10 protein-coding genes and 1 pseudogene are annotated in these 12,379 nt (G+C 70.2%); 6 read left to right on the top strand and 5 right to left on the bottom strand.

The window, feature by feature from the left end:
• Positions 1-441 precede the first annotated feature (441 nt).
• From OG858_RS39070 to OG858_RS39055, 4 genes are all read right to left on the bottom strand, one after another.
• Positions 442-786, bottom strand: a complete 345-nt coding sequence (locus OG858_RS39070; protein ID WP_327725445.1) for a GNAT family N-acetyltransferase — start codon at positions 784-786, stop codon at positions 442-444.
• 46 nt (positions 787-832) lie between these two features.
• Positions 833-1,252, bottom strand: coding sequence for an aspartate 1-decarboxylase (gene panD, locus OG858_RS39065; RefSeq protein ID WP_328543968.1), 420 nt, complete (start codon positions 1,250-1,252; stop codon positions 833-835).
• A gap of 684 nt (positions 1,253-1,936) precedes the next feature.
• Positions 1,937-2,596, bottom strand: a complete 660-nt coding sequence (locus OG858_RS39060; protein WP_319266660.1) for a nucleotidyl transferase AbiEii/AbiGii toxin family protein — start codon at positions 2,594-2,596, stop codon at positions 1,937-1,939.
• Complete coding sequence (locus OG858_RS39055; RefSeq protein ID WP_319266658.1) at positions 2,593-2,955, bottom strand: hypothetical protein; 363 nt, start codon at positions 2,953-2,955, stop codon at positions 2,593-2,595. Before OG858_RS39055 ends, OG858_RS39060 begins: the two co-directional genes overlap by 4 nt.
• A 338-nt stretch (positions 2,956-3,293) precedes the next feature.
• Between OG858_RS39055 and OG858_RS39050 the strand changes: the two are divergent.
• The 3 genes and pseudogenes from OG858_RS39050 (at position 3,294) to OG858_RS39040 (ending at position 4,950) form a co-directional block, all read left to right on the top strand.
• A pseudogene (locus OG858_RS39050) lies at positions 3,294-3,906 on the top strand (hypothetical protein).
• Positions 3,890-4,198, top strand: coding sequence for a hypothetical protein (locus OG858_RS39045; protein WP_328543969.1), 309 nt, complete (start codon positions 3,890-3,892; stop codon positions 4,196-4,198). Before OG858_RS39050 ends, OG858_RS39045 begins: the two are co-directional and overlap by 17 nt.
• Positions 4,195-4,950 carry a metallophosphoesterase family protein gene (locus OG858_RS39040; protein WP_328543970.1) on the top strand — a complete coding sequence of 252 codons (756 nt, stop codon included), beginning with the start codon at positions 4,195-4,197 and terminating at the stop codon, positions 4,948-4,950. Before OG858_RS39045 ends, OG858_RS39040 begins: the two co-directional genes overlap by 4 nt.
• A gap of 264 nt (positions 4,951-5,214) precedes the next feature.
• Here OG858_RS39040 and OG858_RS39035 read toward each other — a convergent pair whose 3' ends face one another.
• Positions 5,215-7,107: an ABC transporter ATP-binding protein gene (locus tag OG858_RS39035; RefSeq protein ID WP_319266704.1), complete on the bottom strand. Its 1,893-nt coding sequence runs from the start codon at positions 7,105-7,107 to the stop codon at positions 5,215-5,217.
• Positions 7,108-7,372: 265 nt separating this feature from the next.
• Here OG858_RS39035 and OG858_RS39030 point away from each other — a divergent pair, with 265 nt between their 5' ends.
• From OG858_RS39030 to OG858_RS39020, 3 genes are all read left to right on the top strand, one after another.
• The gene (locus OG858_RS39030; RefSeq protein WP_328543971.1) at positions 7,373-8,335 is read left to right on the top strand and encodes a lysylphosphatidylglycerol synthase transmembrane domain-containing protein; all 963 of its coding nucleotides are present in this window, start codon (positions 7,373-7,375) and stop codon (positions 8,333-8,335) included.
• 491 nt (positions 8,336-8,826) lie between these two features.
• Entirely contained in the window at positions 8,827-9,909 is a 1,083-nt protein-coding gene (locus OG858_RS39025) for a mechanosensitive ion channel family protein (RefSeq protein WP_086746155.1), read from the top strand.
• A 247-nt stretch (positions 9,910-10,156) separates the two neighbouring features.
• On the top strand, positions 10,157-12,376 hold the full coding sequence (locus OG858_RS39020) for an NADP-dependent isocitrate dehydrogenase (protein ID WP_086750870.1): 2,220 nt from the start codon (positions 10,157-10,159) through the stop codon (positions 12,374-12,376).
• Positions 12,377-12,379: the final 3 nt, after the last annotated feature.

Here is a 12,379-nt window from a genome sequence, read left to right as displayed (position 1 = left end):
GTCGACGGCCGCAGGTCGTCGGTGGCTGGTCGCGCAGTTCCCCGCGCCCCTGAGGTGGGAGATGTGGCCCGGCATGGAAACGTCCATGCCGGGCCTTTCTTCTGCCACCTGACCACTTGCTAGGACAAGGGTCCCGGCCTCGGCTCCCCCGGCACCGGGTCCGGGCCCGGGGGGTTCGGCACCGGGTCCGGGGTCGGGGTGGGACGGGGGTCGGGGGTGGGGACGGGGTCGGGGAACGGGGGCTGCGGGAAGGGTTCCGGACGGTCGGGGCCCGGTCCCGGGGTGGGGCCGGGGCGCACGGGGTCCGGGTCTGGGTGTGTCATCGCGTCCTCCAGCCATGAGGTACGTCGGCGATGGACCGGTGGCACGGGTACCCGTCCCCCGCACGGGCAGTCCCCCGGTCGACGGGAGCCGCCGTGCCGGCTCCCGCCGACGGATTCCTCAGAAGCCCTCGGGGTGGGCGATCAGCCAGTCCTTGGCGGCCCGTAGCAGCTCCGGACCGACGGCCGGGGCCTCCTCGGGGTGGCGTTCAGCCCACCTGACGACGTAAGGGCACAGCGGCGCGACGACGACGCCCTCGCGGGCCGCGATGCCGTACAACTCCCGGGCCAGTGAGCCCGCGATGCCCTGTCCCTCGTGTGCGGAGTCGACGATCGTGTGGACCGGGACCAGCGCGCCCTGTGGGGATTCGAGGACGAAGTACTGGATGTGACCGGCCAGTTCGTCGCCGGCGAAGGCCTCCAGCCGGCCGGCTGCCCGGTCGTCACGGATCTGTACGTCGCTCATGGCACTCCTCGCGTGCGGATCAGTGACGCCGGGCGGCCGCGTGGCCTCAGACGGTGACGGCCTGCGGGCTGCGCCGCTGGTCCGAACCCGGCACGGGCTCGGAGGCGTCCGAGCCCAGGGCCACGATCCGGTTGTCGCGGTCCACGTGCACGATCCTGGGCTCCAGGGCACGGGCCTCGGCGTCGGAGACCTGAGCGTAGCTGATGATGATCACCAGGTCCCCGGGATGGACGAGATGGGCCGCGGCACCGTTGATCCCGACGACCCCCGACCCTCGCTCGCCCTCGATGACGTACGTCTCCAGACGGGCGCCGTTGGTGATGTCGACGATGTGCACGAGCTCGCCCGGCAGCAGGTCGGCGGCGTCCAGCAGGTCGGCGTCGATGGTCACGGACCCGACGTAGTGCAGGTCGGCCTGGGTGACCGTGGCGCGGTGGATCTTGGACTTGATCAAAGTTCGCAGCATCTTGGACTCCTGGAAGACGGCTCCCTGCCTGCTTTCTGCAGGTCAAGGGCTTTCTTCACCCTACACGGGCGCACGTTGGACTCGAAGACTGTGAGGAACATCGCTTCATTCTGACGCGAAGGCTCCCTGCCTGCGCTTCCGTACGAACCAGGCTGTCATATCGCCGCCGACCAACCACCTGTTCGAACGCCGGTCTCGGAATGCTCGAGGACCGACTCTGACCAGACACAGACTTATCTGACGATACGTCAGATAAGCGCTTGCGTAACCGGAAGGGAAGACACACCGCCTTCCGTAAGCACCTGTTCCACGTTCGCAGGCTCCACTCCCACGCACGTGGGCAGATGCTGGATCGCGGCGGACTCAGTTCAGACCAAGTGCCTTGCTCATCGTGGGCGTGGACCACCGCAGACCCCGATCCCACCACCCCCAGAAGCAAGCGCGACCAGGTATCCGAGTGATGGATCAACTCGCCCGGCTGCACGGGCTGCTGTAGGAGCTGCGACGCCGGAACCGGAAACTTGAGCAGGAGAACGCCTTCCTGAAAAAGCCCGCAGCGTAATTCGCGAGGGATCCCCGGTAGCGAGCAAGTACGAGTTCATCGATTCGATGAGAACGGGCGGGTTACACCGCATTTTCTCGTTGCAACGGCGGTAGAGGCGGGATGGACGCGACGACCGCCTCTCAGGCGTTCTCGTCATGGATCCGCGCACCCAGATCCTCCGCCCACTCCAGCGCCCACGCCTTGAGTTCTTCGATCTGTCGGGAGGTGAGCCCGTACGCGGTGTAGTCCTCATCCTCGTACCAGTCCGCGCCGATGAGCCGGTCCCGGAGGTCTTCGAGGCTGAACTCGTCGTGGGCGCGGCGGCGGCCCAGGGATTCGAGGTCGGCGATGGAGCGGTGGCGGGAGGCAGCCTGGACGTCGATGAGGTCGCGGACGGTGCCGCGGTCGGCGAGGGCACGGACCTTGGTGCCGATCACGTCGTCGAGGGAAAGAACGGGGCCGTAGGGGGTCTGGGCAGGCGGAGCCCAGAACGCCTCCTTGAGGACGTCGACCTCGCACTCCTCGCCGGTGTCCGGATCGGTGACGAGGAACCGGCCGCTGAGGGGATCGGTCTGGACGTGCGTGGTCCGCCATCCGCGCGCACTGAGGCCTGCTGTGAGTGAGGCGACGATCTCCTGCATCGGAGCGGGGTTCTCGGTGGCGACGTCGAGGTCACGGCTGAAGCGTTCGACCAGGCCGTGGGCCTGCACGGCGTATCCACCGGTGAGGACCAGCGGGTAGGGGGAGCCGAGGTCGAGGATGTCAGCGAGGAGACGCTCGTGGAGCGGAGTGAGCTTCACGCGGCGGTCGTATCGGCGAGAGCAGTGCGGAGCAGCTCAGGGAAGGCGTCCTCCCAGACCTCGCGGATGTAGGGACTGATCAAGCGCCGCAGGACGGGCCACTGCTCGGTGAGCAGCCGGTGATGCAGGAGAGCCACCAGGTCCTCACTCAGTCCTTCGGCGAGGACGGTCCGGTAGAGCGTCATGCGGGACTTCGCACGGTCCAGGCTGTAACTCGTCCTCCCGGACCAGACGATGTGGAGGGGCAGGTCCACGTTGCCCTCGACGGGGCCGGCCAGCTCCTGCAAGCGCTCGGGCAGTCGGCTACGGTAGCGGTCTCGCAGCACCTCGGCACGGGGGTCGTTGATCGTCGTGTCCATGCATCCAGTATCGCTGCTGGGAGGCGGCGGCATGGCGGATACGGAGGCTCCCCTGTCGCATGTACGGGTCGGGCGCCGCCCGTCCCTCCCTCGGACACGCATCATGGCCTACCCGTGCTGCCCCCAGGTGGCGGGGCAACCAGCTGACCTGCCGACCTTGGACCAGCCCCGCTCGCAGCCGAGGTGATCGTGGCGCAGCAGGTCACGCGGCGAACGTTCCCAAGCGGGAGCCAGGCGCCTGTGTCCAAACCCCCTGTCATGGCGGCCACCTGGTCAGCAAGCTGGGACGCTCCCGCGCCCGATGCTGACCGTTTGCTGACCCGAGCGGGGTGGAAAACATGGGTGATCCCGCGGGCCCGGACGACGACGGGCTTGCTCCCGATCGGTCCCAGGCCATCCTGGAAGCGGCCAAGGAGGTCGCCTCGCTGCTCAAGGCCGGTGAGCACTCCTTCGCGCTGGCGGGCGGGGTCGCTGTGTACGCGCACGGCGGCCCGGGGACGCTCCAGCACGACGTCGACTTCTGTGTGCTGCCGGAGGACATCGGCGCGGTCACCGGCACGCTTCAGGCCGCTGGGCTGACCGTGGTCGAGCCGCCCGAGGTCTGGCTGCTGAAGACGCGGAGCCAGGGCCAGGAGGTCGACCTGATCTTCCGGCCGTCCCGGGCGCCGGTCAGCCGGGAACTGCTGGACCGGGCAGAGGTGCTGTCGGTCCAGTCCGTGTGGATGCCCGTGCTCGCCGCGACGGATCTGCTCGTCGGGCGCCTCCGGGCGTTCTCCGAGCACTACTGCGACTTCGGTGCCGTGCTGCCGATCGCCCGCACCCTGCGCGAGAAGATCGACTGGAGCCGGGTACGGCAGGAGTGCCGAGCCGATGCAGGCGGCCTTCCTCTATCTGCTGGAACGCCTGAATGTGATCGAGCCGGAGGAGACCGGCGATGGCGACAGGACATGACCACTCACCGGTGAACGGGCCGGGGAACCGTGCCGCACACCCGGCGGCGCACTCCGAGTACCGCATAGCCCACCTGGAGGAGCGGCTCGCCCGGAGCGAGCTGGCCGAACTCGGGATGCGGATCGAGGCACGCGGCGACGCCGTGCACATCACCGGCTCGGCGTCCACCCCGGCCGACCGGGAGAAGATACTGCGCATCGCGGCGGAGGAACTGCCGGGCGTGGCCGTGCGGGCCGACATCGCGCTGGCCGACGTCACCGTGCCCGACCACCGTCCCGAGGAGCTGTCGTGATCCGGGTCGCGGCCGTCGGGGACATCCATCTGGGCCCGGACAGCCGAGGTCTGCTCCGCCCTGCCTTCGACACGCTGCCCGACCACGCCGACCTGCTGCTGCTCGCCGGGGACCTCACCCGCCACGGCACGCCGGAGGAGGCCCGGGTCGTCGCCGGTGAGGTGGCGGGGCTGCCGGTTCCGGTGATCGCCGTCCTCGGGAACCACGACCACCACGCCGAGCGCCCCGAGGACGTGACGGCCGTGCTGCGGGACGCGGGCGTGACCGTACTGGAGGGCGAGGGAACCGTCGTCCGGGTCGACGGGGTACGGGTCGGGGTCGCCGGGACGAAGGGGTTCGGCGGCGGCTTCGCCGGGCGCGGCGGCAGCGAGTTCGGCGAACCCGAGATGAAGGCCTTCGTCCGTCACACCCGGGCACTCGCGGACGAGCTGCGCCGCGCCCTCGACGCGTTGGCGCAGGACGGCTGCGCGGTCCGTATCGCGCTCACCCACTTCTCCCCCGTACCGGACACGCTCGTCGGTGAGCCACTGGAGAGCTACCCCTTCCTCGGCAGCTATCTGCTGGCCGAGGCGATGGACGAGTCCGGCGCCGACCTCGCCGTCCACGGCCACGCACACTTGGGCACAGAACACGGCATCACCAGCGGTGGTGTACGGGTCCGCAATGTCGCCCAGCCGGTCATCCGGCGCGCCTTCGCGGTGTACCGGCTGCCGGTGGACCGGGCGCACGGTGCGGGAGCGGACGGTGCGTAGGGCCCGTCGCCCCGGCCGGGGGTGTCGGCCGTCCCGGGCCCTCGCGCGGCGCCCTTGGCGAGCCCCGAGGCGGGGTCTTTGTCCGGCGACTCGGACCTCGCCGTCGACGTGAGGGAGAACGGGCAGTCCGGGTGCCCGCGGTTCTCCTTCTCACGGTCCGGCCGGTGCACCGCGGTTCCCCGGAGTCCGAGCCGATCGGTGCCGCCCGCGCGGCGACCGGTGTCGGGGGATGGACCCCGGGGAACCGCGGGCCTCCTACGCGGCTCACACGGCGGCGACCGGCGCCTCCACGACGGACTCCGCCGTCTTCTCGAACTGCGTCCGGTACAGCTCCGCGTACCGTCCGTCCGCCGCGAGCAGTTCCTCGTGCCGGCCGCGTTCCACGATCCGGCCGGCCTCGACGACGAGGATCTGGTCGGCGGTGCGTACGGTCGACAGGCGGTGGGCGATGACCAGGGCGGTCCTGCCCTCCAGCGCCTCCACGAGGGCCTCCTGGACGGCGGCCTCCGAGGTGTTGTCGAGGTGGGCGGTGGCCTCGTCGAGGATGACGACACGCTGGCGGGCGAGGAGCAGGCGGGCGATGGTCATGCGCTGACGTTCGCCGCCTGAGAGCCGGTAGCCGCGTTCGCCGACGACGGTGTCGAGGGCGTCGGGCAGGGACCGTACGAGGTCGTCGAGGCGGGCCCGGCGCAGGACGTCCCACAGGTCGTCGTCCGTGGCGTCGGGGCGGGCGAGAAGCAGGTTCGCGCGGACGGTGTCGTGGAAGAGGTGGCCGTCCTGGGTGACCATGCCGAGGGTGCCGCGCAGCGACGCGGCGCTGAGGTCGCGTACGTCGACGCCGCCGACGCGGACGGTGCCCGCGTCCGTGTCGTACAGCCGCGGCAACAGTTGGGCGACGGTCGACTTGCCGGCGCCGGAGGAGCCGACGAGGGCGACGGTCTGGCCGGGTTCGGCGCGGAAGGAGACGCCGTGCAGGACCTCGGTACCGCCTCGGGTGTCGAGGGAGGCCACCTCCTCCAGGGAGGCGAGGGAGACCTTGTCGGCGGACGGGTAACCGAAGCGGACGTCGTCGAACTCCACGGCCACGGGGCCCTCGGGCACCTCACGGGCGTCCGGCTTCTCCTCGATGAGCGGCTTGAGGTCCAGCACCTCGAAGACGCGCTCGAAGCTCACCAGGGCGCTCATGATCTCCACGCGCGCCCCGGCCAGCGCGGTCAGTGGTGCGTACAGCCGGGTCAGCAGCAGCGCCAGGGACACGATCGCGCCCGCCTCCAGGGTGCCGCGCAGTGCGAACCAGCCGCCGAGGCCGTACACCAGGGCGAGCGCGAGGGCCGAGACGAGGGTGAGGGCGGTGATGAACGCCGACTGCGCCATCGCCGTCCGGATGCCGATGTCCCGTACCCGGCCGGCTCGTTCGGCGAACTCGGCGGACTCGTCTCCGGGCCGTCCGAAGAGTTTCACCAGGGTGGCACCGGGCGCCGAGAAGCGCTCGGTCATGCGGGTGCCCATGGACGCGTTGAGGTCGGCCGCCTCCCGCTGGAGCCGGGCCATGCGGCTGCCCATGCGCCGGGCGGGGATCACGAAGACGGGCAGCAGGACGAGTGACAGCAGGGTGATCTGCCAGGAGAGGGTGAGCATGACGGCGAGGGTGAGCAGCAGGGTGACCAGGTTGCTCACCACTCCGGACAGGGTGTTGCTGAAGGCGCGTTGGGCGCCGATGACGTCGTTGTTGAGACGACTGACGAGCGCTCCCGTACGAGTACGTGTGAAGAACGCGACCGGCATGCGCTGCACATGATCGAAGACGGCGGTCCGCAGATCGAGGATGAGTCCCTCGCCGAGCGTCGCAGACAGGCGGCGGCCCAGCAGGCCCAGCGCCGCTTCGGCGACCGCGATGAGGGCGATGAGCACGGCAAGGCGGACGACGAGGGTCTCGTCCCCGGCCGACACGATCACGTCCACGACGCTCCCCGCGAGCACCGGCGTCGCCACGGCGAGCAGCGCGGTGACGACACTGAGGGCGACGAACCACGCGATACGGCGACGATGTGGACGGGCGAAGGCGCCGATACGCCGTAGCGTCGCGCGGGCGAAGGGGCGGTTCTGTTGCTGGGCGGTCATCAGGCCCTGCAGCTGGGTCCAGGCGGTGATCTCCATACTCATACGGAGGACGCTAGGACCTCGACCAAGCTTGAGGTCAAGGCCGCGGGACGGCGCACGCCATGGCGCGGTGAGAACGGTGGCGAGGCCCGGTTGGGACGGTGGAGAGGCCCGGTTGGGACGGTGGAGAGGCCCGGTTGGGACGGTGCCGAGGCCCGGTTGGGACGGTGTACGTCCCGACGCGATGAAGTCCGCCGTCGGTCAGCCGCCGTCCCCGCGCCCGCAACCCCCTGTTGGCCGGGCCCGGAGAACCTCTCCCGGTGTGACAGCGATACCACTCCCCCGACGGCCCACCCGGCGTGTTCCGGTGCGGCGGATCCTCTGTCTGCTGCCCCTCGTGATGGTTCTGGTGGTCGCCGTGCGGCACCGTTCCGTTCTGGCCGAGGGCTTCACCCACCTGGCGACCGCCCGGTGGCCCTGGCTGGTCGCGGCGGTCGGCGTGACCTGTCTGACGTGGGTCGCGGCGGCCGTGACCCGGCAGGGGGCGCTCGTCGAGCGGCTGCCGACGGGGCGGCTGGTGGCCACCCAGTTCGCGGCGGGCGCGGCGAACCATCTGCTGCCGACCGGCCTCGGCGCGAGCGCGGTGAACCTACGGTTCATGACGGTGTGCGGGGTGTCGCTGTCCCGTTCTTCGGCGGCGCTCGCGCTGTATCTGCTCGCCGAGTCCGTCGCCCGCGTCGGCCTGCTGGTGGCTCTGCTGTTCGCGTTCCCGCGGGCACTGCGACTCGGCCCGCTCCTGCCCGACGGCACGTCGACTCCCCTGCTGATCACGGCCGTCGCCGTCGCGTGCGCCGCCGTGGCCGTGGCTCTCCTCGTACGACGGCTGCGTACGGCCGTGTTCGGGTTCGTGCGCACGGCGCTGGGCGAGGCCCGTTCGGTGCACATGCGGCCGGCGCGTGTGCTGGCGCTCTGGGGCGGTTCGCTGGCGTTCCCGGCGCTCCAGGCGGCCGTACTGGTCGCCGTGGGGCTGGCGTTGGGGCTCGACATCCCGGTGACGCACATGGCGCTCGCGTATCTCGCGGCCACGGTCGCTGTCGCCCTCGTGCCCACTCCCGGCGGTCTCGGCTCGGTGGAGGCCGCGCTCGTGGTCGCCCTGGTGGCGGCCGGCGGTCCGGTGGCCGTGGCGACCGCGGTGGTGCTGACGTTCCGCGTCATCACGGTCTGGCTGCCGCTGCTGCCGGGCGCGTTGACGCTCGGCGCGCTGGTCCGGCTGAAGGTGATCTGACGCCGGATGAGGTGCCGGCCGGTGCCGGAAGGAGAACACCGGCCGATCCCGGAAGAGGACACCGGCGGATCCCGGAAGAGGACACCGGCGGATCCCGGCGGATCCGGGAAGAGGACACCGGCGGATCCGGGAAGAGGACACCGGCGGATCCCGGCGGATCCCGGCGGATCCGGGAAGAGGACACCGGCGGATCCGGGAAGAGGATGTTGCCCTGATCCGGCGGGCGGAGGCGGCCGTACCGCGGTGCACATCCGGACATTCCTGTGGACGCGGGGCCGGTCGTCGGCCGATCCACGCAGGTCCGGTGCCGATCAGCTGTGCGGATACGGCAGGATGAGCGGTCGCGCCCGACGTCGTACACGCATCCGGGCAGGCGCTGATCGTGCATCTCGAATTCGAGCAGGTGGCAAGGTGACGACACATCACATACGGCCCACGGGACCTGACATACGGCCCGTCGGCCGCTCCGCGCGTCACTCGGGAGGTGACCGATGACCCGGGCCCTCACCCTAGACGACTACCTCGTGGCCGGAATCACTCTGGCCGCGGGCCTGTTGGCCGCGTTCCTGCTGCGGCTGCTGCTGCGCTGGCTCGGCGGCCACGCCACGAAGACCCGCTGGGGCGGTGACGACGTCATCGTCGACACACTGCGCTCCCTGGTCCCCTGGGGCGCGTTCGTCGGCGGCGCGGCCGCCGCGGCGGCGGTGCTGCCACTGACGAAGACCGTGCAGCACAACGTGAACCAGTGCCTGACGGTGCTGTTCATCCTCGTCGCCACGATCACGTCGGCCAGGGTGATCGCCGGCCTGGTGCGTTCGCTCGCCCAGTCCCGGGCCGGGGTCGCGGGTTCGGTCACGATCTTCGTGAACATCACCCGGGTCACGGTCCTCGCGATCGGCTGCCTGGTGATCCTGCAAACCCTGGGCATCCCGGTCGCCCCGCTGGTCACGGCACTGGGCGTCGGCGGTCTCGCGGTGGCGCTGGCCCTCCAGGACACCCTTGCCAACCTCTTCGCGGGCATCCACATCCTCGCGTCGAAGACGGTCCAGCCGGGCGACTACATCAAGCTGAGCAGCGGCGAGGAGGGCTATGTCGTCGACATCAACTGGCGGCAGACGACGATCAAGTCGCTCTCCAACAACCTGGTGATCATCCCCAACGGCCAGCTCGCCGGCACCAACATGACCAACTTCAACCAGCCCGAGCAGGACATGACCCTGCTCGTGCAGGTGGGCGTCGGCTACGACAGCGACCTGGAGCATGTCGAGCGGGTCACCAACGAGATCATCGCCGAGACCATGAAGGAGGTCGAGGGCGCGGTCCCGGATCACGAGCCCGCCGTGCGCTTCCACACCTTCGGTGACTCCCGCATCGGAATGACCGTGATCCTCGGGGTCGGGGAGTTCAGCGACCAGTACCGGATCAAGCACGAGTTCATCAAGCGCCTGCACAAGCGGTACCGGGCCGAGGGGATCAGCGTGCCGGTGCCCCGGCGGGCGATCACCTTGCAGACGGGCGGGGGCAGCGTGGAGATCCCGCATCAGCGTGAGGCGTCGGTCGAGGTGGCGCCCTAGGTGTTCGTCCCCGCGCCCCTGAAAAGGGGCGCGGGGAACTGCGCGAACGGGGTCCGGGGCGGAGCCCCGAGTCTGTGGCGGGGGCCGAAGGGGCACGCGGCCCTTGAAGATGGGACGGGTAGGGGCGGCGGGGGCGGAGAACATCCGTGGGGTCACGCACCCCCACACCCCGGCCCCTGTCGAGTCCCGCCCGCGCACGAGATATCTTGATGTCGAGCAATGTTGCAGACGTGGAGCGGAGCACCCGGTGACTGACTCGACCATCATCTACACGCACACTGACGAGGCGCCCGCCCTGGCGACCCACTCGTTCCTGCCCGTGATCAAGGCGTACGCCTCGCAGGCCGGTGTCTCCGTCGAGACCCGTGACATCTCGCTGGCCGGGCGCATCATCGCCGTCTTCCCGGAGTACCTGGAGGAGGGCCAGCGCATCCCGGACGCCCTCTCGGAGCTGGGCGAGCTGGCCAAGACGCCCGCGGCGAACATCATCAAGCTGCCGAATGTCTCGGCGTCGATCCCGCAGCTCAAGGCCGCCGTCGCCGAGCTGCAGGGCCAGGGCTACGCGCTGCCGGACTACCCGGACGACCCGAAGTCCGACGAGGAGCGCGAGATCCGCGCCCGCTACGACAAGATCAAGGGTTCCGCCGTGAACCCGGTCCTGCGTGAGGGCAACTCCGACCGCCGCGCCCCCGCCTCGGTCAAGAACTACGCCAAGACACACCCGCACCGCATGGGCGCCTGGTCCGCCGACTCGAAGACGAACGTCGCGACCATGGGCGAGAACGACTTCCGCTCCACCGAGAAGTCCGTGGTGATCTCCGAGGCCGATGCGCTGAGGATCGAGCTGGTCGGCGACGACGGCTCCACCACCGTGCTGCGCGAGTCCGTACCCGTCCTCGCGGGCGAGGTCGTCGACGCCTCCGTGATGCGTGTCGCCGCGCTGCGCGAGTTCCTGACCGCGCAGATCGCCCGGGCCAAGGCCGAGGGCGTGCTGTTCTCCGTGCACCTCAAGGCCACGATGATGAAGGTCTCCGACCCGATCGTCTTCGGTCACGTGGTGCGCGCCTTCTTCCCGAAGACGTTCGCGCAGTACGGCGAGACGCTGGCAGCGGCCGGTCTGTCCCCGAACGACGGTCTGGGCGGCATCTACAAGGGCCTGGAGGCCCTGCCCGAGGGCGCCGAGATCAAGGCCTCCTTCGACGCCGAGCTCGCCGAGGGCCCGGAGCTGGCGATGGTCGACTCCGACAAGGGCATCACCAACCTGCACGTGCCGTCCGACGTCATCGTCGACGCCTCGATGCCGGCCATGATCCGCACCTCCGGCCACATGTGGGGCCCGGACGGCCAGGAGGCCGACACCCTCGCGGTGCTCCCGGACTCCTCGTACTCCGGTGTCTACCAGGTCGTCGTCGACGACTGCCGTGCCAACGGCGCCTACGACCCGTCGACCATGGGCTCGGTCCCGAACGTCGGCCTCATGGCGCAGAAGGCCGAGGAGTACGGCTCCCACGACAAGACCTTCGAGATCGCGACCACCGGCACGGTCCGCCTCGTCGACCAGGCCGGCAACGTGGTGATCGAGCAGGCGGTCTCGGCCGGCGACATCTTCCGCGCCTGCCAGACCAAGGACGCCCCGATCCGCGACTGGGTGAAGCTGGCCGTCACCCGCGCCCGCGCCACCGGCAACCCGGCGGTGTTCTGGCTGGACGAGACCCGCGCGCACGACGCCAACCTGATCGCCAAGGTCAACGCCTACCTGGACGAGCACGACACCGAGGGCCTGGTCATCCGGATCCTCGCCCCGGTCGACGCCACCAAGCTGTCGGTGGAGCGCATCCGCCGCGGCGAGGACACGATCTCGGTGACCGGCAACGTGCTGCGTGACTACCTCACCGACCTGTTCCCGATCCTGGAGCTGGGCACCAGCGCCAAGATGCTGTCGGTCGTCCCGCTGATGGCGGGCGGCGGCCTCTTCGAGACGGGCGCCGGCGGCTCCGCCCCGAAGCACGTCCAGCAGCTGGTCAAGGAGGACTACCTGCGCTGGGACTCCCTGGGTGAGTTCTTCGCCCTGGTCCCGTCCCTGGAGCAGTACGCCCAGGTCACCGGCAACACCCGCGCCAAGGTCCTCGCCGACACCCTCGACCGCGCCACGGCGACCTTCCTCGACGAGGACAAGTCCCCGTCGCGTCGCGTCGGCGGCATCGACAACCGCGGCAGCCACTTCTACCTGTCCCTGTACTGGGCCCAGGAGCTGGCCGCCCAGACCGACGACGCCGACCTGGCCAAGGCCTTCGCCCCGCTCGCCGAGACCCTCACGGCGAACGAGCAGACCATCGTCGACGAGCTGATCGCCGTCCAGGGCAAGCCGGCCGACATCGGCGGCTACTACCAGCCCGACCCGGCCAAGGCCACCGCGGTCATGCGTCCGTCGACCACGTGGAACGAGGCGCTGGCGAACTTCGCCTGACCC

The organism is Streptomyces europaeiscabiei (genome assembly GCF_036346855.1).
GTDB classification, from domain to species: Bacteria; Actinomycetota; Actinomycetes; order Streptomycetales; family Streptomycetaceae; genus Streptomyces; species Streptomyces europaeiscabiei.
This window is presented reverse-complemented; position numbering and strand designations above follow the sequence as displayed.

What these genes read in the sequence shown, in the direction of transcription:
- panD (WP_328543968.1), bottom strand. Translation starts at nt 1,252, where the DNA reads ATGCTGCGAACTTTGATCAAGTCCAAGATCCACCGCGCCACGGTCACC.
- OG858_RS39035 (WP_319266704.1), bottom strand. Translation starts at nt 7,107, where the DNA reads ATGGAGATCACCGCCTGGACCCAGCTGCAGGGCCTGATGACCGCCCAG.
- OG858_RS39055 (WP_319266658.1), bottom strand. Translation starts at nt 2,955, where the DNA reads ATGGACACGACGATCAACGACCCCCGTGCCGAGGTGCTGCGAGACCGC.
- OG858_RS39025 (WP_086746155.1), top strand. Translation starts at nt 8,827, where the DNA reads ATGACCCGGGCCCTCACCCTAGACGACTACCTCGTGGCCGGAATCACT.
- OG858_RS39070 (WP_327725445.1), bottom strand. Translation starts at nt 786, where the DNA reads ATGAGCGACGTACAGATCCGTGACGACCGGGCAGCCGGCCGGCTGGAG.
- OG858_RS39045 (WP_328543969.1), top strand. Translation starts at nt 3,890, where the DNA reads ATGGCGACAGGACATGACCACTCACCGGTGAACGGGCCGGGGAACCGT.